The 24,792-nt window shown below is 71.6% G+C and carries 17 protein-coding genes; 11 read left to right on the forward strand and 6 right to left on the reverse strand.

Features of this window, described 5'->3' with window-relative positions; translation table 11 throughout:
- Positions 1–180: 180 nt before the first annotated feature.
- Complete coding sequence (locus AB0M26_RS00525) at positions 181–2,778, forward strand: bifunctional FO biosynthesis protein CofGH (protein ID WP_365252167.1); 2,598 nt, start codon at positions 181–183, stop codon at positions 2,776–2,778.
- Between the two features lie 46 nt (positions 2,779–2,824).
- On the opposite strand, the gene AB0M26_RS00530 is transcribed toward AB0M26_RS00525, so the two are convergent.
- Complete coding sequence (locus AB0M26_RS00530; RefSeq protein ID WP_365252170.1) at positions 2,825–3,349, reverse strand: SRPBCC family protein; 525 nt, start codon at positions 3,347–3,349, stop codon at positions 2,825–2,827.
- Between the two features lie 300 nt (positions 3,350–3,649).
- Here AB0M26_RS00530 and AB0M26_RS00535 point away from each other — a divergent pair, with 300 nt between their 5' ends.
- A complete protein-coding gene (locus AB0M26_RS00535; protein ID WP_365252962.1) occupies positions 3,650–4,435 on the forward strand; it encodes an SDR family oxidoreductase in 786 nt (261 codons plus the stop codon).
- Positions 4,436–4,584: 149 nt separating this feature from the next.
- Positions 4,585–5,937, forward strand: a complete 1,353-nt coding sequence (locus AB0M26_RS00540; RefSeq protein ID WP_365252173.1) for a glycosyltransferase 87 family protein — start codon at positions 4,585–4,587, stop codon at positions 5,935–5,937.
- Between the two features lie 28 nt (positions 5,938–5,965).
- On the opposite strand, the gene AB0M26_RS00545 is transcribed toward AB0M26_RS00540, so the two are convergent.
- Positions 5,966–7,081: an ADP-ribosylglycohydrolase family protein gene (locus AB0M26_RS00545; RefSeq protein WP_365252176.1), complete on the reverse strand. Its 1,116-nt coding sequence runs from the start codon at positions 7,079–7,081 to the stop codon at positions 5,966–5,968.
- A 176-nt stretch (positions 7,082–7,257) separates the two neighbouring features.
- Positions 7,258–8,007: a hypothetical protein gene (locus tag AB0M26_RS00550; RefSeq protein WP_365252179.1), complete on the reverse strand. Its 750-nt coding sequence runs from the start codon at positions 8,005–8,007 to the stop codon at positions 7,258–7,260.
- Between the two features lie 341 nt (positions 8,008–8,348).
- Here AB0M26_RS00550 and AB0M26_RS00555 point away from each other — a divergent pair, with 341 nt between their 5' ends.
- A complete protein-coding gene (locus AB0M26_RS00555; protein WP_365252182.1) occupies positions 8,349–9,248 on the forward strand; it encodes a hypothetical protein in 900 nt (299 codons plus the stop codon).
- Between the two features lie 161 nt (positions 9,249–9,409).
- Here the strand turns inward: AB0M26_RS00555 and AB0M26_RS00560 are convergent, their stop codons facing one another.
- From AB0M26_RS00560 to AB0M26_RS00570, 3 genes are all read right to left on the reverse strand, one after another.
- Positions 9,410–9,616: a DUF397 domain-containing protein gene (locus AB0M26_RS00560; RefSeq protein WP_365252185.1), complete on the reverse strand. Its 207-nt coding sequence runs from the start codon at positions 9,614–9,616 to the stop codon at positions 9,410–9,412.
- A 224-nt stretch (positions 9,617–9,840) separates the two neighbouring features.
- Positions 9,841–10,698 carry a helix-turn-helix transcriptional regulator gene (locus AB0M26_RS00565; RefSeq protein WP_365252188.1) on the reverse strand — a complete coding sequence of 286 codons (858 nt, stop codon included), beginning with the start codon at positions 10,696–10,698 and terminating at the stop codon, positions 9,841–9,843.
- A gap of 528 nt (positions 10,699–11,226) precedes the next feature.
- A complete protein-coding gene (locus tag AB0M26_RS00570; protein WP_365252191.1) occupies positions 11,227–11,952 on the reverse strand; it encodes a GPP34 family phosphoprotein in 726 nt (241 codons plus the stop codon).
- Positions 11,953–12,241: 289 nt separating this feature from the next.
- On the opposite strand from AB0M26_RS00570, the gene AB0M26_RS00575 reads away from it, so the two are divergent.
- From AB0M26_RS00575 to AB0M26_RS00605, 7 genes are all read left to right on the forward strand, one after another.
- The gene (locus AB0M26_RS00575) at positions 12,242–15,400 is read left to right on the forward strand and encodes a D-alanyl-D-alanine carboxypeptidase (RefSeq protein ID WP_365252194.1); all 3,159 of its coding nucleotides are present in this window, start codon (positions 12,242–12,244) and stop codon (positions 15,398–15,400) included.
- Positions 15,401–15,599: 199 nt separating this feature from the next.
- Positions 15,600–16,295 carry a L,D-transpeptidase family protein gene (locus AB0M26_RS00580; protein WP_365252965.1) on the forward strand — a complete coding sequence of 232 codons (696 nt, stop codon included), beginning with the start codon at positions 15,600–15,602 and terminating at the stop codon, positions 16,293–16,295.
- A gap of 320 nt (positions 16,296–16,615) precedes the next feature.
- Positions 16,616–18,496, forward strand: coding sequence for an MFS transporter (locus tag AB0M26_RS00585; RefSeq protein ID WP_365252197.1), 1,881 nt, complete (start codon positions 16,616–16,618; stop codon positions 18,494–18,496).
- A 131-nt stretch (positions 18,497–18,627) separates the two neighbouring features.
- A complete protein-coding gene (locus tag AB0M26_RS00590) occupies positions 18,628–19,086 on the forward strand; it encodes a hypothetical protein (RefSeq protein ID WP_365252200.1) in 459 nt (152 codons plus the stop codon).
- Between the two features lie 3 nt (positions 19,087–19,089).
- Positions 19,090–21,969 carry a hypothetical protein gene (locus AB0M26_RS00595; protein WP_365252203.1) on the forward strand — a complete coding sequence of 960 codons (2,880 nt, stop codon included), beginning with the start codon at positions 19,090–19,092 and terminating at the stop codon, positions 21,967–21,969.
- Positions 21,953–23,470, forward strand: a complete 1,518-nt coding sequence (locus AB0M26_RS00600) for an extracellular solute-binding protein (protein ID WP_365252206.1) — start codon at positions 21,953–21,955, stop codon at positions 23,468–23,470. The genes AB0M26_RS00595 and AB0M26_RS00600 overlap by 17 nt, the downstream gene beginning before the upstream one ends.
- 708 nt (positions 23,471–24,178) lie before the next feature.
- Positions 24,179–24,544, forward strand: coding sequence for a hypothetical protein (locus AB0M26_RS00605; protein WP_365252209.1), 366 nt, complete (start codon positions 24,179–24,181; stop codon positions 24,542–24,544).
- Positions 24,545–24,792 lie beyond the last annotated feature (248 nt).

Here is a 24,792-nt window from a genome sequence, read left to right on the forward strand (position 1 = left end):
GGACTTCGTCCCTGGTGCGGCGGATGACGCCACCGACGACTCCGCGTCCCCGAGGGCCGGTCCTCCGACCGGCACTCGGGTGTATTCCCGGCAAAGAGGTCGGAGCACCGTGACCATGTGCACACACCGCGCGGTGGACGGAGCCGGGGCACTGTCCGAAGGCGCTCGTATGCTCGGGGAATGACGACGAGCGCCCCCGGGGCCGACCGCTCCGCACCCACCGCCAACGCCATGCGCCGGGCGTTGCGCCGCGCCCGTGACGGCGTCGCGCTGGACGTCTCCGAGGCCGCCGTCCTCCTCCGGGCCCGCGGCGACGACTTGACGGACCTGTGCGCCTCCGCGGCCCGTGTGCGGGACGCCGGGCTGGCGGCCGAGGGCCGCGCCGGAGTCATCACCTACTCGCGCGGGGTCTTCATCCCCCTCACCCGGCTCTGCCGGGACAAGTGCCATTACTGCACCTTCGTCACCGTCCCGGGCAAACTGCGGCGAGCGGGCCACGACATGTACCTGTCGCCGGACGAGGTGCTTGACATCGCCCGCCGCGGCGCCGAAATGGGGTGCAAGGAGGCCCTGTTCACGCTCGGGGACCGCCCTGAGGACCGCTGGCCCGAGGCCCGTGAGTGGCTGGACGCGCACGGCTACGACGACACCCTCGCCTACGTGCGTGCCATGGCCATCCGGGTCCTGGAGGAGACCGGACTCCTCCCGCACCTCAACCCCGGCGTCATGTCGTGGACCGAACTGCAGCGGCTCAAGCCGGTCGCCGCCTCCATGGGCATGATGCTGGAGACGACGGCGACCCGGCTGTGGAGTGAACCCGGCGGCCCCCACCACGGCTCGCCCGACAAGGAACCGGCCGTACGCCTGCGGGTCCTCGAGGACGCGGGCCGCTCCAACATCCCCTTCACGTCCGGGATCCTGATCGGCATCGGCGAGACGTACGAGGAGCGAGCGGAATCCCTCTTCGCGCTCCGTCGCATCGCCCGCGCCTACCACGGCATCCAGGAGCTGATCATCCAGAACTTCCGTGCCAAGCCGGGCACGGCGATGCGCGGGATGCCGGACGCCGAGCTGAACGAACTGGCCGCGACCATCGCCGTCGCCCGGCATGTGATGGGCCCCTCCGCCCGCCTCCAGGCGCCGCCGAACCTCATCGAGTCCGAGTACGCCCTGCTCATCGGTGCGGGCATCGACGACTGGGGCGGCGTCTCGCCCGTGACGCCCGACCACGTCAACCCCGAGCGGCCCTGGCCCAAGATCGACGAACTCACCGAGCGCACTGCCGCGGAGGGCTTCACCCTGCGGGAACGGCTGCCCGTCTACCCGGAGTTCGTACGCCGCGGCGAGCCGTGGCTGGATCCGCGCATCATGCCGCACGTGAACGCCCTCGCCGACCCGGAGACGGGTCTCGCCGACGAGGAGACCGCCCCATGCGGGATTCCCTGGCAGGAGCCCGAAGAGGGCTTCACCGCCTCGGGCCGCACCGATCTGCACCGCACGATCGACACAGAGGGCCGCACCTCCGACCGGCGGGACGATTTCGACGCGGTGTACGGGGACTGGGAGGCGCTGCGCGAGGCGGCCGGCCCCGGGATGGTCCCCTCCCGGATAGACGGCGATGTGAAGTCGGCGCTCTCTGTGGCGGCCGACGACCCGACGCGCCTGACCGACGACGAGGCGCTCGTGCTCCTGCACGCCGACGGGCCGGCGCTGGACGCGCTGTGCGGGATCGCCGACGACGTGCGGCGCGCGGCCGTGGGCGACGAGGTGACGTACATCGTCACGCGCAACATCAACTTCACCAACGTCTGCTACACCGGCTGCCGTTTCTGCGCCTTCGCCCAGCGCCGTACCGACGCCGACGCCTATACCCTCTCCCTCTCCCAGGTCGCCGACCGCGCCGAGCAGGCATGGGACGTGGGCGCCGTCGAGGTGTGCATGCAGGGCGGCATCCACCCGGACCTGCCCGGCACCGCGTACTTCGACATCGCGCGGGCCGTGAAGGAGCGGGTGCCGGGCATGCATGTGCACGCCTTCTCGCCGATGGAGGTCGTCAACGGCGCCACGCGCACGGGGATGTCCGTCAAGGACTGGCTGAGCGCCGCCCGGGAGGCAGGACTCGACACCATCCCCGGCACCGCCGCCGAGATCCTCGACGACGAGGTCCGCTGGGTCCTGACCAAGGGCAAGCTGCCCGCCGCCACGTGGGTCGAGGTCGTCAAGACGGCGCACACGCTGGGCATCCGGTCCTCATCGACGATGATGTACGGGCATGTGGACCAGCCCCGGCACTGGCTCGGCCACCTCCGGCTGCTGGCCGAGATCCAGCAGGAGATGGGCGGCTTCACCGAGTTCGTCACCCTGCCCTTCGTGCACACGAATGCGCCGGTGTATCTGGCGGGGATCGCCCGCCCCGGCCCGACCACCCGGGACAACCGCGCCGTCACCGCCATGGCCCGGCTCCTCCTCCACCCGTACATCCGCAACATCCAGACGAGCTGGGTGAAGCTCGGTACGGAGGGCGCCGCGGAGATGCTGCGCTCGGGGGCCAACGACCTGGGCGGCACACTGATGGAGGAGACCATCTCCCGTATGGCGGGCTCGGGTTACGGCTCGTACCGCTCGATCAAGGATCTGGTCGCCATCGCAGAAGCGGCCGGGCGCCCGTCCCGCCCGCGCACCACGACGTACGGTGAGGTCCCCGCGGAGCGGAGGGAGGCGGCTCTGGCGTCCGACGGGCACCTTCCCGAGTTGCTGCCGGTGCTGGGGAGCGACTGACGGAGGGCGTCGATGGGCCGCAGCACGAGCGGTGCCCACCGCGGCGTCAACGCGATTCTGCGGCCGGTTCTTCGGCGAGCTGCCTGACGCCCTCCAGCGTCGCGTCCATGTTGGCGCGGAGGACGTCCATCCGGAACGCCACGACCTCCTCCTCCCGTTCCGGCATGGAGTCGATCGCCAGGCTCAGTCCGGAACGGGCGGGGCCGATCCGCACCGAGTGACGGAGCACGGTCGTGCCGGACTCGTCGGGCTCCAACTCGAAACGCCAGGTGGCCATCGGCTTCTCCGGATCCGGTTCCGGGTCGCCGAACCGCCCGTCCGGTGACACGACCACCCATCCGAAGACGCGCTCCACCTCGAACTCCACGATGCGGGACACCGTCTGCCAGGCGCCGAGCAACCGGTTGTGGTTGTAGCCCACGAACATCGCCCCGGCAGCGGCCGTGCCAGTGGCATTGCCGATCCATTCCACATGCTGCAGTTCGGGGCTGAGACGGGCGGACAGGTCGATGTCGGTCACCAGATCCCAGACGCGTGCCGGAGCCGCCTCGACATGGATCTCGCACTGCACTTGCGGACCGTCGGCGTACCGCACGGTGTCCCCCTCGTCGTCGGGACCGCGTCGGTCCTGGTCGGTGAATGCGGTCGGTTGGCCCTGCCCGCAACGGGCGAGGAGCCGAATCCGGCCACGACCGCGGCAGTCGCACGCACACAGCACCCTAGCGCCGCCCCCGAGGCGGACGGTGTCACCCCCACCACCGCGCTCTCCGGACGCGGAGCCGGAAGGGGCAGCCGTGCCGCGCCTCTGGTCTTCCCCGGCCCGCCGCCCTACCCTGACGGACCGTCAGGAACGGCGGCCCGGGAGGCGACCATGCTGCTGCAGGGGAAGACCGTGATCGTGTCCGGCGTCGGCGCGGGACTCGGCCACCAGGTCGCGGCCGCATGCGTACGCGACGGTGCGAACGCCGTGCTCGGTGCCCGTACCGAGGCGAATCTCGCCAAGTCCGCCGCCGAGGCCGACCCCTCCGGCCGGCGCACGGCATGGCGCGCGACCGACATCGGCGACGAGCGGCAGTGCGAAGCGCTGGCGGCCCTGGCCGCCGAGCGATTCGGCGGCGTGGACGCCGTCGTGCACGTCGCCGCGCTCGACGCGTACTTCGGCGGGCTGGAGGACGCCGACTTCGCCACCTGGGCGAAGGTACTCGACGTCAATCTGCTCGGCACGCTGCGGATGACACGCGCCTGTCTGCCCTCCATGAAGGAGCGGGGCGGCGGTTCGGTCATCCTCATCGGCACGCAGTCCTCGGTCGCCGCCCCCTCCCAGGTCCGGCAGGCGGCGTACGCGGCCTCCAAAGGAGCGCTGGTCTCCGCCATGTACTCGCTCGCCCGCGAACTGGGGCCGCACCGGATCCGGGTGAACACCGTCCAGCCGGGCTGGATGTGGGGCCCGCCGGTGCAGGCGTACGTACGGTTCACGGCGGAGACGTCCGGCGTACCGGAGAACGAGGTCCTGGCAGGTCTCACCGAGCGCATGGCGCTGCCCGAGCTCGCGACCGACACGGACGTGGCGGAGGCCGCGGTCTTCCTGGCCTCCGACCGGGCGCGCTCGATCACCGGCCAGTCACTCCTGGTCAACGCGGGCGAACTGATGCGGTGAGGCCGAGGCGACCGTACGGGCCCGCTGGAACCGGCACACGCGCGGACTGCCGGCCGATGAGCCGCGGCACCCCACTGGATCGCTGAACCGCGCACCAGAAAAAATGCGTGTTCTGGAATGTTCGACGCCGACCTCTGGAGCCGCACCCCGTGACCACGCTACGGACGAGCCCCGCCTCCCTACCCGGGGCGGCGCGCGCCGCCGTGCTGCGCCGCCCCACCCTCGGTGCGGCCATCCTGTGCCTGCTGTCCTTCGCGGGCCACGTGATCGCTCAGCGCGCCGCGGAGGTGTCGATGGTCGACCTGCTGGTCTACCGGGCGGAGGGCTGGGCCGCGCGCACCGGCGGGGACCTGTACGGCCTGCGCGCCACCGTCTACGAGCTGCCCAACACCTACCCGCCCTTCGCCGCCCTCGCCTTCACCCCGCTGACCCTCGTGGACCCCGGCACGCTGAAGGCCCTGGCCGTCGCGGTCAACCTTGGCCTGGTGGTCGCCCTGGCGCATCTGGCGCTGCGCCTCGTCGGCCGCCCGCTCACGGTGCCCCGGCCGGCCGCGGTTCTGGCGCTCTCCGCGCTCGCGGTCTGGTGCGAACCGGTATGGACGACGTTTCGGTGGGGGCAGATCAACCTGCTCCTCGCCGTCCTCGTGCTGTGGGACCTGACCCGGGGGAAGGGGCACCGCTGGGCGGGGGCCGGTATGGGCATCGCCGCCGGGATCAAGGTGACCCCGGCCCTCTTCGTCGCCTTCTTCGCGACAGCCGGCCTGGTCGAGGCCGGGCGGCGGATGCGGGCCGGGCGCGGCCCCTGGAACGAGCACCTGCGCCGCGCCTCCGTCGGATCCGCCGCCTTCGCCGCCACCGTCGCGGCTGCCGCCGTCCTGCTCCCGCGGGACACCCGGCGGTTCTGGACGGAGGTCCTGGTCGCGACGGACCGGCCCGGATACGTCGAGGGCACGGGCAACCAGAATCTGCTCGGAGTCCTCGCCCGTGCCCTGCACACCCCCGAACCCGGCGCGTGGTGGGTCGTCGCGGTGGCCCTGGTCGCCGGCGCGGGACTGGCCACGGCCGTGGCCGCCCAGCTCGCGGAGGACCGGATGCCGAACGGCCGGGCATGGGCGGCCGTCGTGTGTGCCGTCACCGCCCTCCTGGTCAGCCCCGTCTCCTGGTCGCACCACTGGGTGTGGTCCGTCCCCTTGGTACTGCTGCTCGGCGCCGAGGCGCTGCGCCGCCGCGACGCCCGGTGGACCGCCTGGACGGTGCTGACCGGCCTCGCGTTCTGCTCGTTCATGATCTGGTGCGTTCCGCATGCCACACCCGATAGGCCCGAATTGCGGCAGAATCCAGGGCAGATGGTGCTGTCGGGTGCGTATCCGCTCCTCGGCCTCGCCTTCCTCGCCGTCGCCACGGGGCTCGCCTTCCGGGCCTGGCGTACGCCGCCCTCGCACCCGGAGTCCGTCGACCTCTCGCGGCAGCGCGACCGCACTCCGTCCTCCGCGCGGGGGTAGGCCGTCCTCCGCGCGGGGGCAGCCCCGCCTACGCGCGGGGGTAGCGGGCGAGCCAGCCCGGGGCACTGGACGCGGGGCTGTGCAGCGCCGGCCCCTGCGTCATCTCCATCGCGAAGTCGTCCGCGATCTCCAGGATCGTGGAGCGGCCTTCCAGTTCGGCCAGCCAGCCCGGCGGAAGTGCCGTCTCGCCGTGCAGCGTGCCGAGCATGTTCCCGCAGATGGAGCCGGTGGAGTCGGAGTCGCCGCCATGGTTGACCGCGAGCAGGAGGCCGTGCCGGATGTCCTCGGCGACCAGGGCGCAGTAGACCGCGATGGCCAGCGACTCCTCGGCCGTCCAGCCCCTGCCGAGCGACTCGACGCGGGCCGGGGACGGCAACCCCTGGCGTACGGCGCCGAGGGCATGTCGCAACGCGTCGGTGGTCTCCTCGTGGCCGCGGTGCAGCGCGAGGCGGCGCAGCGCGTGCTGGACAGCGCTGTCGAGGTCGTCGCCGCGGGCGAGGCTGTGGATGATGACGGCGAAGGCGCCGGCCGCGAGGTAGCCGGTGGGGTGTCCGTGCGTGTGGGCGGCGCATTCCACGGCGAGCTGGAAGACGAGCTGCGGCTCCCAGCCCACGAGCAGGCCGAAGGGCGCCGAGCGCGTGATCGCGCCGCAGCCCTTGGAGTCGGGGTTCTTGGGCCGCTCCAGGGTTCCCATAACGTCGTCACCGAGGCCGGTGAGGCAGGCGCGGCCCGGCTCGCGTCGCGCGTAGAGCCACTCCTCGCGGGCGAGCCATCCGTCGTCCTTGCGGCGCTCGTCAGGGCCCCAGTTGTTCTGGGTGGCGGCCCAGCGAACATGGGCGCGGTAGATGTCGGTGGGCGGGTGCCAGGCGCCGGTGTCCCGGCGGACCTGGGCCCGTATGAGCCCGTCGACGGTGAACAGGGTCATCTGGGTGTCGTCGGTGACGGCGCCGCGCCGCCCGTACGCGGGCACGAAGTCGGTGACGCCGTCCTGTCCGTACTTGGTACGGATCTCCTCCAGCGAGTCGAATTCGATCCCCGCGCCCAGTGCGTCCCCCATCGCACCGCCGAGCAGGCAGCCGCGCACGCGGCTGCGGAAGTCCTGCTGCTCGGCGCGGCCCCATACGGCGGTCGCGGATGCGGTCACGGGGGCGCCCCTTCCCTGTCCGTGCTCGGCCCCTGAACTGGCTCAGCACTGTAATCGACCCGGGGACGATCCAATCCGGTCCGGTGGTCAAGCCGCTGCCATGGCCTGCGGCGGGCCGGGTCGCCGGGAGGGACGCCCGCGTCCGGTCCGGGGTGCACGGGGAGGGGCCCCGGGGGTCAGTTCTCTCCGGCGGCAGGCCTGACCGTCTTCATGATCTTCTCGATCTGCGCGGTGGTCAGTGCGTGCGGAACACCCTGGTCCGCGTAGATGACCCAGCCGTGCATGGTTCCGTCCGGAAGCTTCCGGGCGATGCTGTGCACGATGGCCTTCGACGGGACGCACGGGCTGGGCCGGTGGGTGACGGTGACCTTGGCGGTCGCGGTGTAGCCGTCGATGCCGTTGAGCTTCCACGGCTTCGCCCGGCCGACCTCCATCCTCGGCTTGTGCTCGTCGCCGCCGTAGGCGACGTACCCCCAGTTCCCCGCCCAGTTCCGGGCGTTCTCCTGCAGGGTGCCCTCGGTCCCGCCGCCCGTCGTGCCGACCGTGGCGAGCTGTCCCTTGCCGGCCTCGCCGATGCTGTTGGGGTTGGGCGCCGAAGCGCAGCCGCCCTCACGGTAGTTGCCCGCACCCGTCATCACGACGATCGGCTTGCCGTTGTCGTCGTTGTACGAGACGGCGGTGTCCTCGTCGAGGATCTGCCACTTCTCTGCCTTGCCCGGTACGTCGTAGCGGAAATGGTGCTCGTCCCGCGTCTGGGTCTGCCAGCCGGGGATCATCGGGCCGTCGGCGGCGGCCGGGGGCGTGGCCTTCGAGGTCGAGGACTTCGGGGACGCCGTGGATCCCTTCGCCTTGCCGGAGCCGCCCTCGTCCCCGTCCACCAGGACGGATATCCCGATGCCGAGCCCGGAGAGGGCCAGGACACCCACGATTGCACCGAACAGCAACCACTTGGACAGGGGTGGCGGTTGGGGCGGGGAACCGGCGGGCCCCGCCTGCCAGGGGCCGGGCGGGGAACCGGGTGGCCCCGGGTGCCAGGGGCCGGGCGGTGGTCCGAAGCCCGGCTGCTGCGGAGGATTCCGGGGCGGTTGCTGATTCTGTGGCCATGACATGGCGGACACCCTAGAAGCCGTGGTTCGCCGGCCGATCGGCGGGCGGCGACAGAACCGCAACAGTGGTTGCCCCGCGCGCACGGCGTCGTGCCGGCCGTTTCCGTCGGGAGCGTCCGCGCCTCTCCCCATCTGACGTCATGTCAGCTAGAACCTCCGGCATGACTCATGAGCCGAGCGACCACACCACCGGCGGCACGACCCCCCACACCACCGCCGGCGCGAACGAGGACACCCGCAGCGAGATCTACGCGGAACTGGCTTCCGTCGGACCGTACGGGGTCCGCCCGGGCCACGCGCTCATCACCATGGTCGAGCCGCACCCCGGCCACGAGTACGCCTACAACCGCTGGTACGAGGACGACCACTTCATCGCGGGCGCGATGGCCATGCCGTGGATCTACGCGGGACGGCGCTGGGTCGCCACCCGCGAGCTCCGACTTCTGCGCTACCCGGGGAAGTCGGCCGTTGCCGACCCCGTCACCGCGGGCTGCTACATCTCCGTCTACTGGATCACCGAGGGGCGCTACGGCGACCACATGCGCTGGACCGTCGCCATCAACAAGCGCCTGGGCCGCGACAGCCGGGTCCACCAGGCCCGTACGCACATCTTCACGGCCTTCCAGGACCACGAGGCGACCGTCTATCGCGACGGCGCCGCGGGCCCGCGCGACTTCCATGCGCTCGACCACCCGTACGTGGGCCTCGTCGTCGAAGTCATCGACACCGAGAGCCCGGAGCAGCGCGCAGGCCTCCTGGAGTGGCTGCGCGCCGTGCACCTGCCGAAGCGGCTCAAGGGCTCACCGGCCGCCATGGTCACGGTCTTCCGGCCGACGCCCCTCCCGCTGGACCGGATGTCGTACGTGAAGCAGGTGGAGGGCGTCGACACCCGCCTGACACTGCTGTGGTTCCTGGAGCGGGACCCGCGGGGGTGCTTCGAGCAGTGGTGCACGGGTCTCGACGCCGACGTCGCGGCCTCGGGACTCGGACGTGTCGAACTCGTCGCGCCGTTCATCCCGACCGTGCCAGGAACGGATCGCTACGTGGACGAACTTCGCTGAGCGGCAGGCGCATCGGTGCGCACGACGAGAGGGGGGAAGAACTCGCCCCGGACGGCAACCAGCCCCCTCGGCCGGGACGGCGACCAGTCGAGAGGGCTTCTCGGGTTGCGCGTGGTGCGCGTACTACGGGGTGTTGCCGGTGTTGCGTGTCGGCGCTTTCGTCAGACGGCGCCGAACGAGCCTCGACCGACCTCGAGGATGAAGTCCGTCCACATCTCCGGAGCGAAGTCGAGGACGGGCCCCTGCGGATCCTTCGAGTCGCGGACCGAAACCGCGCGGGAAGTCTCCTTGACTTCCACGCAGTCCCCATTGACGGCCGAGTACGAGGACTTGGTCCATTCCGTCAGCGATGGTTGCCGACTCAGCATGATGACTCCGATGGTCGTGCCGGTTGATTGGGCTTGGCACCCAGCCGCTTTCAGCGGCTCTGCGATCGACGCTACCGCCGCAACACCGGTGTCAGCAGGCCGTGTTCACTCAACCGAGTGGCATATTCCAACGGGATCTTTCCGGGGCTGTCCCACGGGTGTACGGTGCGAGCCCTCAGCTCTGTCCGTAGTTCCCTCCGGGGCATCCGCCGGCCCTTCCTCGGTCAGTTGCTGTAGCTCATCACCACCTTGTGGATGAAATCGCGCGACTGCTCGGCACTCAGCGCCTGCGCACGCAAGTGCTCGTACATCACCGCATAGCTCTGCACGTCGTTCGCCTTCTCCAAGTACAGGTCGCTGGTGACCCCTTCGAGATAGACGACGCTGGCGTCCATCGCGTCCTGGAACTCGAGAATCGCGAATTTCCCGTACATGCCCGGATGGGCGCCCACGTCGTACGGCAACACCTGCAGGGTGACGTGGGGTTGCTCGCTGAGCTGCGCGAGATGTTCGAGCTGCTGGGCCATGATCCGCGGATTGCCCACCACGCGGCGCAGCAGCGCCTCGTCGATCACCGCCCAGAAGCGCAGGGGGTTGATGGGATCCGTCAGACGGTCCTGCCGCTTGAGGCGGATCTGGATCCGCTTGTCGATCTCGCTGGGCGTGGCCTCTGGCCACATGCCCTCGATGACCGCCTGGGCGTACTCCCGCGTCTGCAGCAGGCCGGGGACGATGAGCGATTCGTAGACGCGCAACGAGGCCGCGTCCGTCTCCAGTCCGATGTAGACGCTGTACGGGATGTCGCCGAACGCATGCCACCAGCCCTGCTGGCGTGAATCCTTGGCCATCTGCATCAGCGAGTCGACGATCCGGCGGTCCTCGACCTCGTAGACCCCGCACAGATCTCGGACATCGCGCTGGCTGATGCTGCGGCGGCCGTTCTCCAGCCTGCTGATCTTCGACTGGGAGACCAGCAGACGCTCCGCCACCTCCTCGGCCGTCATGCCCTTGAGCTCGCGGAGCCTGCGCAGCTCCTGACCCAGCCGGCGCCGTCTGACCGTGGGATTGACATGGGACGCCACGGAAACTGCACCTCCGACTTGTACCGCTGTTTGTCCAGCAGCCTGCCACTTCTGGCCATGGCCCCGCTGGAAAACCGCAACAGAGGGTCCCGGTTCGAGCACAAGGCGCAATTGCTCGTGGGTGTACGGGCGTTCGCCCGGCTGCGGGGCGCAACACGTCCATGCCGTGACGCGGGCACATGCCGTCACGCAACTCGCCCGAGCGCATCGAGAAGCAGCCGAGGGCCCCGGCAGAGCCCGTGCCGCGGGACGTGCTGCGCGCGGGGCTTTCGGCGGAACGTGCCGCCGTGCCCCGGGCTTCGGCCGCACCCGGGCGCATGCGCCGGTCCCGGACGCAAGCGTGCGCGCGAGGCGGCGGGAGGCCGGTCCGAACGGCCTCCCTGCCACCCCGCGCGCATCAGCGGCTCCCGAACCGGGTCGTGGGACTGCGGTGCGGTCAGGTGGAGTTGGTGCTCCGGTACTGCTGTGGATCCGTTGTCGTTCCGTGACGCGTCCGGACTCTTCCGGGAGGAATCCCCGGAGGAGGTCTCAGTGAGCCACGGCGCGGGCCATACCCCCGCGACGCGTCGGCATCGGGACACCGCCGGGCTCGCCCGCGCGTCCTCGTGCCGGTGTGCGCCGCGGCTGCGCGGCCACGCCGTTCTGCACGTCCATCACGGCGTGCGCGACCAGGCCGCCCATCGGGTCGTGCCTGATCAGGTCCCGGAGCCGGGAGCGGGAGGACCGCCCCTCGTTACCGGGGTAGAGGTGCTTGCCGAGCCCGACCGCGTGGGCCAGGGCGGCGAGCGCCGCGGTCCGCGGGTCCGGCGGTACACCGGTGCGGATCGCGCTGTCCAGCCGGGCCCTGATCTCCCGGCTGATCGCCGTGTCCGTCGCCTGGTAGCGAGTCGTCGGCAGTACCCCGCACATCTGGCCGGCCACTGCGTGCACCATGCCGCAGCGTTCGAGATGCGTGAGGTACGTCTGGCGCAGCCCCAGGCGGGGCCCGCCGATCCAGTGGACCGCGCGCACCGGGCTGCCGCGTCGGCGCAACAGCTCGAGTGCCGAGTCCAGCGTCGGATCTCCTGTCGGCCGTGGTAGGACCACGGCGATACGATCCCCGTCTGGGGCTATCCGTCCCGCCAGGGCCAGCTCCACTAGCTGTGCCCCGGCCAGGCCGAGGTCGAGCGACTGCGGCTGCGCCGTGGTTCCCGTGGTCGGGTCCAAGGCGAGCAGCAGAAGCTCCTCCGGAATTGTTCTGCGGCTCCTGCCCATCCATGCCTCCCCGCGTGGATGAATGACAGGGTGACCCCTCTCACACTTATCTGTCGAGAGTGCGTGGGTGGTTCGTACGGGAACCGGTAGGTATGTCGTTCCCGTCTAGCACGAAAGCAGGGGGTCGCGACGCCCGGGGCGGGAGCCGGGCGGGAGGGCGGCGGCGTGACGGCGTGGGGCACCCACTGCCGGGCTGGAAACTGGTAGAGCGGATGGGCTGCGGTAGCGGCAGCGGGACGGCGGCGTGGACGGCGACGGCGTCCTGCGGGGACATACGAAGGAGGCACCGGTGGCGGGCGAGTCCCCCGACAGGTCGGAGCAGGGGAAGTCGTCGGGGGAGACGGCTCGACGGGAAGACGGGCGTGAACGTGGGCGCGATCCGAGGCTTGCCCTCGGCGGCCCGTCGTCCGCCGAGGAGGGCCCGGCGGACGGGGAGTTGACGGAGGGGGCGGCCGACGGGGCTCTCGCGGCGGAGACGGACCGCGAGGCAGCGGGTGAGTCCGCCGAGGACTCCGAGCACGACTCCGGCCCGGACTCCGGCGTCGGCTCCCCCACGGACCACGGGGATGCCCGCCTGCGCGCGGCGGTCGCCGCCTGGGTGGCGAGCGCGGACGCGAACGACGAGGGCGCCGGTGACGAGAGCGCGGGCGACGGGGACGGGGACGGTACGGACGGTGCCGATGGCGCGGACGGCGCGGTGACGGGCGAGACGTCCGACGACCGGCCGGAGGGCGCTGCGGCGGACGGGCAGCCGGAAGGCGATCGCGATGGGAGCGCCCGCTCCGACCTGCCCAGGCGCTCGGTCGACCGGCCGACGGCATCGCTCTCCGCGCTGCCCCGGCGGCCGGAGAAGGCGGACGTCGGTGAGTCCGCCGATGGGGCGGACAGCGAGGCGGCGCGGGACGGCGCGGGGGACGAGGCGGCGCGGGACGGCGCGGGTGACGAGGCCGTGGACCGGCCCACGTCGGTGTTCAGGACCCAACGGCCTGCGAAGCGCGCGGAGGCGTCCGTGGCAGGCCGATCCACGGACGGCGAGGCCGCGGCGGCGGACGGCGAGCCAGCGGAGAGCGAAGCGGCCAGGTCCGCGCCGCAGTCCGGGGGCGAAACGATGGCCCGTGCCGAGAGGTCCGAGAGCCGGAACGGCGCAACCGGTGGCGGCGACGCGACGACCGGGGAGGGTGGAACGGCCGGCAAGGACGAGGCGACGACCGGGGACGGCGGGGCAGCCGCGGAATCGCCGGCGGGCTCCGCCGGACCCGCCACGGCCCGCGGACCCGTGGACCGGACCACGTCCGTGTTCCGCGCCCTGTCGCCGCCGGAGCGAGACAAGGCGTCCGACGTGGACGGCGCCGCCGAGCACTCCGAGCAGGCCGCCGACGTACCGGAGCGACCCGTGGATCAGCCCACGGCCGTTTTCAAGGCCCCGCGGCTTCAGGAGCGCGACAAGGCGTCCGAGACCCCTCACAGCGCCCGAGAGGGGCGCTCAGCCGCCGAGAATGCGCCGTCCGCGGAAGACGACGGGTCCGTGAAGTCGTCGAACCGGCAGCCCAGTCGGGGCGAAAAGTCTAAAATGTCCGAAAAATCCAGAGAGGTCGACAGGGTCGCCCGGGACGACGACCGGCCCGCGGGCAGCGCTTCGGCGGGACCCGTGGACCAGGCGAGCACGGCGTTCAAGGCCGTACGCCCCACATCCGGTGACTCCGACTCCGGCGGCAACGGTGGCGGCGCGGGCAGTGGCGGTGCCGACGCCCCTGGCGGGAGCGGCGCGGACGGGCCTGCGGCCTCCGCGTCCGAGCGGACCAGCCGGTTCGTCCCGCTGAAGTCGGCCGACGACGCGCCCCGCAAGCCGCGGTCAGCGGTCAGCACCACCGAGCCGGCCGAGCCGGCCGAGCCGGCCGAGCCGGAAGCCGGTGCGGCGTCCGAGGCGAAGGCGGCGACCGCTTCCGAGGCGAAGGGGACGACCGCTTCCGAGGCGAAGGCGGCGAGCGCTTCCGAGGCGAAGGCGGCGGCCGCGTCCGAGGCGAAGGGGGCGACCGCTTCCGACGCCCCCGCCCCGCCCTCGCCACCCGGCTCCGCACCCGCAAAGCCCTCCGCCCCTCCGCGGGCCGCCGAACCACCTGCGCTGCCCGAGTCCGAGCGCACCAAGCAGGAGCCGGTTCCCGACCCGGCTCCCTTGGAGCTGCTCGCCCAGCTCACCAACACCCCGCCGCCGCCGGAGACTCCGCTGCGCAACGTCGTGCGGCGGATCAAGATCTGGACACCGCTCGTCGTCCTGCTCGCGATTGTCTTCGCGATCGCACAGGCTGTCCGACCGCTCCCGGAGCCGACCCTCGCCCTGACCGCGAGCAATGTCTACGAGTTCGACGGCGCCAAGCCGTCCATGCCGTGGCCGAAGAGCGGTCAGGCTGCGGTCGGCGTGGACGGCCTCGGCAGCTTCGGCACGTTCGGCGAGCAGAAGCCCGTTCCGATCGCCAGCGTGGCCAAGACGATGACCGCCTACGTCATCCTCAAGGAGCACCCGCTCAAGCCGGGCAGCCAGGGTGCCAGGATCCCGGTCGACCGTAAGGCGGAGGAGGACGCCGGGCTGGGCGCGCAGAACGAGTCGGTCGTCGAGACCGAGGAGGGCGAGAAGCTCACCGAGTACGAGGCCCTCAACGCGATAATGATCGCCTCCGCGAACAACGTGGCCCGCCTGCTTGCCCGTTGGGACGCGGGTTCGGAGAAGGCGTTCGTCAAGAAGATGAACCATGCCGCCAAGGACCTCGGCATGAAGAACACCAACTACACCGATCCCAGCGGCCTGGAGGCGACGACCGTCAGCACCGCCGAGGACCAGGTCAAGCTTGGCCGGAAGGTGATGCAGGACCCGGTGTTCCGCGAGGTCGTGGCCAAGCCCTCGTACAAGGACCGAAACGGCAAGAAGCAGGACAACTGGAACCGCCTGGTCCCCTTCCACGGCGTGGGCATCAAGACCGGTACGAGCACCGCCGCCCAGGGCAACCTGCTCTTCGCGGCGCAGAAGAAGGTCCGCGGTACGACGCAGCTCATCATCGGAGCCGTGCTGCGCCAACCCCCGGACGCCTCCGACAACTCGATCCTGACCGGCGCCGTCGAGGCGAGCAAGCCGCTGATCGATGCGGCGGGCGGGGCCCTCACCACTCGCAAGGTCGTCAAGAAAGGCGATGTGGTCGGACACGTCGACGACGGTCTCGGCGGTACGACACCGGTCGTGGCCACCAGGGACGTCTCGGCCGTCGGCTGGACCGGTCTGACGGTGGACATCGCCCTGACCGACAACGGCAAGGTCGTGCCGCACGAGGCCAAGGCGGGCGCCAAGGTCGGGACGATGACGGTCGGCAGCGGCCTGGGCCAGGTCAAGGTGCCGATCGCGCTCCAGAAGGACCTGGTGGAGCCCGGCTTCGGCGACAAGCTGGCACGTATCACCTGATACCTCGCTCATCGCTCGGTCCGTCGGCGGAGTTCACCACCGGCGGCGGGCGAGCCTCGGCAGAGGAGCCCCGGCGCACCGCGTGTGCGCCGGGGCCGTTCTGTTGCGATCCCGCGACATTTCCCGCTGCAACCTCCCCTTCTCCACCCCAGTCCTATAAACGTCAGGACCAAAGTGGGGAGAGCAGATGAGAGCAGTACTGGGAACCGTGCGCCGCAGAGCCGGTGTGGCGCTGGGCATCGCCGGAATGGTGGTCCCGCTGTCGATCGCGCTCGGCACCGCGCCCGCGCAGGCCGCGTCGTGCACGACCTCGACCGGACCGCATCAGAAGCAGGTCGAGAAGTTCCTCGGCCGGCCGGTGGACGGCAGGCAGTCCCCGGCCGACTGTAAGGCGATCCGTGCCTTCCAGACCAAGCACGGCATATCCCCCAACATCGGCTATGCGGGACCCATCACCTGGGGCGTGATGGACCTGATGAACAAGCAGAAGGCCGCGGGCAGCAACCCGAACAAGGCCGGCAAGTGCCCCACCAGCAAGGGCCGCATCGCCTGCGTCGACCTGACCCGGCAACTGAGCTGGATCCAGGACGGCAAGACCCTCAAGTACGGCCCGGTACCGGTCCGCACGGGGCGCAACGGGCACGAGACCCGCACAGGCGCCAAGAAGATCTACTGGCGGCACATCGACCACTGGTCGACGCTCTACGACGTCCCCATGCCGTACAGCCAGTTCTTCGACGGCGGGCAGGCGTTCCACTCCATCACCGGTAGCGTCTGGTCGCCGCCCGGCTCGCACGGCTGCGTCAACATGCGCACCGGTGACGCCAAGAAGTACTGGAGCATGCTGAAGAACGGCGACGACGTCCACGTCTACGGGCGCAAGCCCGGCACCTGAGCCGGAACGCTCGGCATCTGAGCCCCGAACTCCACGGCGCCTGAGCCCCGAACTCCACGGCACCTGAGCCGAATCGTCCCGGTCCGGCCGAGCCCCGCTCGGCCGGGCCTGGTCATGGGCCCCCGGGGTGTGCGGAAGACTCCCGCGCGCACCCCGCGGCAACCTCCCCGCCCCGGACGGCGTCTACCAAGAAGTCAGGCGCGTACCTTGATACGCGCCGGGCGCCGTGCCGGGCGGGGTCGCGGCTGATCTCCCGTGCTAGCGTCGCCGAACGGCGTGCGCTCGGGGAAGCACGCCGAACGAACGGGGAGACGTCTTCAGTGACCACCGTGGAGCCGACGCGCGCCGACGACGGCGGTGGTGCCGCCGAGGGGCACATACCCGTGCCCGGTCAGCGTCGGGGCGGCGGCAGAACCGCTCTCGCGAACAGCCGCGCGCACAGCGGCAGTCCCGCCGGCCCTGGGACCCCCGAGCATCCGCGAGACCTCCGCGGCAACCTGCGCCGCCTCGTCTCCCTGCACCCCGTCCTTGTCACGCTCGTCGTGGCCGCGCTCCTCCATGTCGTCTGGGTGGAGCTCCTCGCCAACAGCGGTGGCGACCTGGCGGCCCAGGACGCGTGGGCGGAGTTCGTCGGCCGCCATCCGGACTCGGCCTACAACCTGGCGTGGTACGGCGGGATGCACCCCGTCTCGTACAGCGTCATCTCGCCGTACCTCATGCATGTCCTGGGCGTGCGGACGACGATGATGATCGCCGGCACGGTCTCCAGCGGCCTGCTCGCGCTGATCCTCGTCCACAGCCCGGGGATCCGGCGTCCCCTGCCGCCCGCCCTCGCCGGTGCGTTCGCGTTCACCTGCAATGCCATCTCCGGGCGCGTCACCTTCGGTCTCGGCACGATGTTCGCGCTCGGCGCCGTCGCCGTGATCTTCTCCTGGCCGCGGGACGACGACTGGCGCACCCGGCCGCTGATGTATGTGCGGGCCGCGGCCGCCGCCCTGCTGGCCGCGCTGGCGACCGCGGCCAGTCCTGTCGCCGGACTCTTCCTCGGGGTCCTGGCCGTGGCCCTGTTCCTCGACAAACGGCGGCTCGCCGCGTACAGCCTCGGCGTCACGCCCACCGTCGTCGTCGCCCTGTCCGCGCTCCTGTTCCCCTTCTCCGGCACGCAGCCCATGGGCTTCGGCAGCGTGGTCCTGCCCTTCCTCTGCGGCGCGGCGGCGCTGCTGCTGGTGCCCCGGCGCTGGCGCACGGTACGCATCGCCTCCGCGGTCTACGCCGTCGGCACCGTGATCGCCTGGATCGTCGACTCCCAGATCGGCAGCAACGTCACCCGTCTCGCGCTGATCTTCGCCGGGGTGGTCTTCGTTGCGGCGCTGCCCTTCGCCGCCCGCCGGTCGCGGCGCTGGTACGCGCTGGTGCTCGCGTTCCTCGTCGTCACCGGGTGGCAGTTGGTCAAGACCGTCGACGACATGGTCCACACCACCCCCGCCGCGTCCTGGGCCCGCGAACTCGCACCGCTGGTCGACCGGCTGGAGCGACTCGACGCCGAACGCGGCCGGGTCGAGGTCGTGCCCGTGCGCAGCCACCGCGAGGCGTCCGCGCTGGCGCCGTACGTCAACCTCGCCCGCGGATGGAACCGGCAGGCGGACATGGAGCGCAACCCCCTCTTCTACGAGGAGGGGAAGCTCGACAAGGACCGCTATCATCGCTGGCTGTACCGCTGGGCCGTGCATTACGTCGTGCTGCCCAACGATGTGCCGGACACCTGGGGCGAGAACGAGGCCGAGCTGGTCAAGTCGGGCCTGCCCTACCTGAAGAAGGTGTGGTCGGACGACAACTGGAAGGTCTACGGGGTCAAGAACCCGACCCCGATGGCCGATCCGCCGGCCAGCGTCACCCGCGCGGACGCCGGCGAACTGGTCGTCACCGTGCGGTCCGCCGGTCCGGTCCTCATCCGCATCCCGTACTCGCCCTGGCTCGGGCTCGTCGACAGCGAGGGCCAAGGGGTCGAGCCGCCCAGAACGCCGGAGAACGGCGCGGACTACGTGAACCGGAACGGCTGTCTGACCCGGCACCCGATGGAGGCCGTGGAGGGCGAGCCGCAGGACGAGTGGACGGTACTGCACGCGCCGCGGCCGGGCCAGTACCGGATCGCCGCGCCGTACCAGCTCCCGCGCGGGACGCCCTGCCCGGACGTCGGCTGACCCCCCACCCCACGCTCCACGCGGTGCCGTCGGCTCTGCGGGCGTCCGGCCGCCTCGCCGTCCTGCCCGGACGTCTGGCCAACTGATTGCAGAACCAACACACTTGGCTGTGCGTCATGAAGGGATGACGCATGGTGTGCGCCCGCGCCGGGCGGGCGGGGCCGAGAGACGGGGGCAGCGCGGCAGTGGACATCCGGATCAGCGTTGAGGGAACGCCGGACCAGGGAAGAGAGCTGCAGGGCATCTCGGGGTGGCTCAAGGACGAGGAGTCCTTCACCCAGCACTGGACCTTCGCCGCGGTCCCGGCCCCCGGCAGGGCGGGCGCCTTCGAGGACCTGGTGGTTGCCCTCGCCGCGCATGTGGCCGGATCCGCGCTCGACGAGCCCATCAGGGCCATGGTCAGCGCGCTGATGGGCTGGCTGCGCAGCCGTGTGCGGCTCAACCGGGGCAACCTCACGAGCATCGTCATCGACATCCCCGGGCGGCGGCGGTTCCGCATCAGCGAGCGGGACCTCACCGCGGACCACGTCCCCGAACTCGTCCGGCGGATCAGGGCGGAGCTGGAGGCCGGCACCCGCGGCGGTGAATAGGCCATGACCCTGCATGTGCCCGACCCGGACGGGTCCCGGGCCGTCCTCGTCGGCGTGCCCGAGGTGGTGGAGGGCCGCTTCGAGCGGCTGGACTACGTCGCACGCAACCTGGAGGACCTGCGGGCCGCGCTGTCCCACCCCAGGCGGGGGATCCTGCCGAGGAAGGCCATCACGGTCCTGACGTCGCCCGACAGCAACACCTGGCTGACCGCCCTGCACCGGGCCGGTCAGGAGACCACCGACCTGCTGTTCTTCTACTTCGCCGGGCACGGCTACCGCGATCCGTTCGACAACCGCCTCTACCTGATGACCCCGGAGGCGAATCTCGACGTCAACCTCGAAGGCACGGCCGTTGAGTGGACCCGCGTCCTCAGGACGCTCGAGGGCATGACCTTCCGCCGCGCGGTCCTCATCCTGGACTGCTGCAACTCCGGGCTCGCGGCCGTCAGCGGCGGGCACGTCGGCAGCAGCGAGCACTACATCCTCAGCTCGGCGCTGCCCACGCGGACCCAGCCCTCGGACAGCGTCGAGAGCGGCCGGAGCCGCTTCACGCACGAGGTCATCACCGCCATGGAGTCGGTCGGCCCCGGCTCTCCCCACCTGACGATGCAGCATCTCTACGACCATCTGCGGGCCGTGACCGGACAGTGGCCGGTCGGATTCGGCGACGGATGGGGGCCCAAGGGCGGCAGCAGCGGGGACGGTCCGGGCATCGTGATCGCGATCGATGCGGTGCGGACGCCGGCGGGGCGGGAACTCCCGGGATGGGAGCCTGCCGGCCCGGGCCCGGGCCCCAAGCCGCCACCGCGCCCGCCGCGGCCGCCAGTCGGCGGAGACGGCAGAGGCGACTCGGACGGCACGGGCGACGGAGACAGCGCGGGCGACGGAGACGGCACGGGCCACGGTGGGCCCGTGACCCCCTGGCAGTGGGCGGCCGACCGGTGGAAGACCCTCCTGGCAGCCGGCCTCGCACTGATCCTCGCCATCGGCTTCGGCGTGTACGCGATCGGCCACGGTCGCGGCAACCCCGCGGCCTTCTGCCCCCCGCCCCTCGAACTGCGCCTGATGAGCGGCACCGAGACGCGGGCCGCGGCACAGCGCGCGGTGACCGCCTACGCGAAGGACCCCGCCAACCGCGAGCGCCTCGGGGAGGACGACCGAGCGCCCACCGGCTGCCGCCGCGCCAACTTCACCGTCTTCGACGCCGGAGCGGGCGAGACCGTCGAAGCCTTCGGGGCGACCGACGCCTGGGCGGGCCGTGCAGGCGCCGAAGGCGGCCCGTCGCCCCTGATCTCCTCCTCGGCCGACCGTGCGGCCGGCCCCTGCCCGCGGGAGTCGGCAGCCACCGGTGCGCCCCCCGCGGGCGAGCTGTGCGTCGATCCGCTTCAGCACGTGGGGCCGCAGCCGGACCTCCTGCTCTCCGGATCCGCGGCCGAACTCGGCCGCATCCAGGGGCAGATGGAACGGAGCCCCGGCCCGGCGGAACTCCGCGCCCTGGGCAGGATCGGCTATTCCCCGCTGGTGCTCGCCGTACCCGCGTCCCTGGAGAAGAAGCTGCACGCCGAAGGCGTCGGCCGCACCGGCAGCACCTGGGAGGAGCTGCTGGACGCCCTCGATCGCGCCGACCCCGGCCTGCCCGTGCTGCGTCCCGATCCCGACACCTCCGGCACCGGGCTCCTGCAGACCATCGGGCTGTACGAGGCGTACGACGGGCAGTTGACCGGCGGCACCGGGCAGGACGCCGACGGCGTGGAGACCCGGCTGCGGGCGCATCGGGGGGACACGCTGCCCGCGCCGGACGCCGACAGCCTGCTCTGCGCGCTGGACGACGACGGGCCGGGAAAGAAGCGGCGGCTGGGCTCGGCCGCTGCCCTGGTGTCGGAGAAGTCGGTCGCGGACTTCAACCTCGGCAGGCGGCCCGGATCGGCCTGTGACAACAGCAGGCCCGTGGACGCCAGGTCCCGGCTCCTCGCGTACTACCCGAAGGGCGTGCCCGCGCTCGACATGACGCTGTCGGAGGTGCGCTGGGGCGGCGCCCGCGACCGCTCGCGGCGCACGGCAGCGATCGAGCACTTCCACGACTGGCTCATGGGCGAGGAGGGGCGCGGGACGTTCCTCGACGGCCTCGTGCGGGGCGCCCGTGAGGACGGCACCCCGCTTCCGCCGCACGGTCAGGCATGGGACGACACGGCGGGCAGCGGGGTACTGCGGGACGTCCCCGTCGGGACGGCCTCTGTCGGCGGGTCGACCGCGGACGACGTGGTCGCCCAGTACACCCGGACCCGCACACCGGGCCAGGTCCTCTTCCTCGTCGACGTCTCCGGTTCGATGGCGGAGGACGGGAAGCGGGCGCTGGCCGCGGCGGCACTCAGCGAGTCCATCCGCCGGCTCGGGCCCCAGGACACGTACGGCGTCCGCTCCTACCCGAAGTCGGCCGGGCACCCGGACCGGGCCCGTACGGTCGTCGAACCGGGCACGCCGGGCAACGTGCGGGCGAAGGCGCTTGCCTGGGCCGACGCGCTGACCGAGAAGCCGATGAGCAGCAGTGGCGCCGCCGTGTACGAGGTGCTGGAGCGGAGCCTTCGCGACACGCACGGCGAGGACCGTCCCCTCATCGTGCTCATCACGGACGGGGACAACCGGCCCGAGGGCGACGACGGCACGGCGGCACAGGCGGCGATGCGCGATGAGCAGGCGCGGGAGGGAAGCGCGAAGGTGCTCGTCCTCTATGTCGGCCCGGACGGCTGCACGACGGATGTCAGCCAGTTCCGGAACCCCCCGCGCGCCGGCTGCTTCTCGGGGCGGCCCGACCGCGCCGCGGAGGACCTGGCCGAGCAGGTGGCGAACGAGGTGCGAGGGGGCACGCGTGACGAAGCGCCGTAGCCGTGGCCGTGGCCGTGGCCGTGGCCGTGGCCGTGGCCGTGGCCGTACGCCGGTCCGTAGCCGTACGCCGGTCCGTAGCCGTACGCCGGTCCTGAGCCGTACGCCGGTCCTGAGCCGCCGGTTCGCGGGGGCGGCGGCCGTGCTGGCCGTGCTGTGCGCGGCCTGCACTTCGGGAGGTGGCGGCGGGCCCGAGCCGGGGCCGTCGGCGGGGAAGGTGCGGGTGCTGCGGGTGGCGACGGCCTCGGACGTGTCCCAGGGCCCGGTGCGCCAGGCCCTGATCGATGCCTGGGACCGCAAGGAGCGCGATGTCCGGGTCGAGATCGTCGAACTGCCGAGCTCTTCGGACGATGCGCGCAGCCAGCTCGTCGCCGCCCTGCAGTCCGGCAGCGCGGACTACGACGTGGTCAACATCGACGTCGTCTACACCGCCGAGTTCGCGGCCGGCGGGCTCATCAGGCCGCTGGATACGTCTCTGCTCCGTGGCATGTGGGACCAGGTGAAGAAGACGGCGCGGTACGACGGCAGAACGTGGGCCGTTCCCTTCAACACCGACGCCGGTCTGCTCTACTACCGCACGGACATCTGGAAGGACGAGCACTGGCACCCCCCGGTCACCTGGGCCGAGCTGGAGTCCTACGCCGAGGACGCACGGAAGCCGAGTCAGGTGAAGGAGACCTTCGACCACGGTTTCGCGACCCAGCTCGACGCGTACGAGGGGCTCACGGTCAACGCCCAGGAGTCGGTATGGGCGGAGGGCGGCGAACTCCTCGACGACCAGGGCACGGTGCGCGCCGGCACACCCGAGACCCAGGACGGGCTGAACGAACTCGTCGACCGCTACGAGAAGTTCATGCCTCCCGAGACGCGGTTCGCCGACGAACGCGACAGCCTGGAGATGTTCCGGGACGGAAAAGTACCTTTCATGCGCAACTGGCCGTACGTCTACAACGTGCTGTCGGCGGACGGCTCGAAGGTCAAGGACAAGTTCGCGGTCGCCCCGCTGCCCGGACGGCTGGGGGCGCGCGAGAAGTCGGTGCTGGGCGGCCAGAACCTGGCGATCGCCGCGAACAGCGCCCATCCGGACGACGCGGAGCGGCTGTTGCGCCATCTCGTGCGGCCCGAGCAGCAGGCCTGCCTGCTGACCGCGGGCTTCGCGCCGGTGCTGCGGGCGTCGTACGACCCGGGAGGGCCTGCGTGCTCGCTGCCCGAGGCGCAGTCGCCGGGAGCGGGCGAAGAGGACGCCGACGGCAGCGGGACGTCCGGATCCGGCGAAGAGAAGGCGGAGACGTCCCGGCAGGACAGCAGTGGACTGCCCGTATACACCGAGCCGTTGAAGGAGGCCCTGTCCGCCGCCCGCTCACGGCCGGTGACTCCGTACTACGCGGCGTTCACGGAGCTGGTGCAGACGAAGGTCCACCAGATGCTGGAGGACCGCGGTGACAGCGGTTCGGTCGCCGCGGCGCTCCACCGTGAGCTGAGCGAAGTGGTGAAGGGCCACTGATCCACTCCGCTGCGGATCTTCACACCGCACCTCTACCTCTGGGTAGCGACGTGCTGCATAGTGGGCCCACTTGATCCACGGAACGACTTGTGAGCACGGACAGAGGAAGCTTCGATGACGTGTCGACGGTGTGGCGGCCAGGAGCACTCGTTGTCGGGACGGCCGTGTACGTGCCGTTTCGTCACGGCGACTCCGCGACACCAACCGGCTCCATGGGTCATCCGCGAGACGCTGTACGGACGTTGGACCACTCTGTCGGGACGCCGCAAGGCGGCCGTCGCCGCAGGTGGGCTCCTCGCGGTCACCGGACTGGCCGGAGTCGTGGCCCTGCTCGCCACCTCGGCCCTCTCCACCGGCACCCGCAACGCCGCCCCACGGCACGGGTACGGAGATCAGGGAGGCGCCGAAGCCGAGCCTGATCCTTCCGACCGGCGCGGGCGAGCGCGAGCCGACCATCAGCACCACCTCGTCCCCCGAGCCGTCGAAGAAACCCACCCGGCGCACCCCGAGCCCGAGCTCGGGTCCGGTGGAGAAGCCCAGTGACCGTGACGTCCGTACTCGGCGTGGGCCGGGCAGGGCTGCGACGGCCCGCCGGGCGGCGGCTACCGGGAGACCGGCCGCTACTCGGACGGCATCGAGGGCTGGTACACCGTCGGCTCGGGCGGCTACGACGGCGGGTCCTGCGACGGCTCCTTCACCGCCGTCCCCATGTCGGGCAGCGCGACGGAGGACCACGATGCCCGTGTGGAGTGGTGGTGGACGGTCGGAAGCGCGTCGCGGCAGTGCACGATCGGGGTGTACGTGCCCGCAGGCTCCGGCAGCCGCGATGTGGGCGGCGCCCCGACGGTGTACGAGGTGGGCACCGAGCCGGGCGACCGCTCCTCCACCTACGGGGTGTTCGCGGTGGACCAGACCGGCAACCGCGGGCGCCTGGTCGATGCTGGCACCTATCCGGTGCGGGACGGGCGGATCGGGGTGACGATGCTCGACCGGGGCGTGGACTGGAACGACGACGGACCGACGTACGCCCATCATGCGGCGGCTCAGATGCAGGTCACCTGCCGGGCCGCCTGACACCGCCCCGACTCCTGGGCGCGCGGCTGCCGTTGTTGCTCAGGTCATGGGCCGTGTTGGGGAGCGCCTGGACTTCGGGGCGCGCGGCCGCTGTTGTTGCTCAGGTCATGGGCCGTGTTGGGGAGCGCCTGGACTTCGGGGCGCGCGGCTGCCGTTGTTGCTCAGGTCATGGGCCGTGTTGGGGAGCGCCTGGACTTCGGGGCGCGCGGCTGCCGTTGTTGCTCAGGTCATGGGCCGTGTTGGGGAGC

Source organism: Streptomyces sp. NPDC051776, assembly GCF_040681345.1.
Classification (GTDB): Bacteria; Actinomycetota; Actinomycetes; order Streptomycetales; family Streptomycetaceae; genus Streptomyces.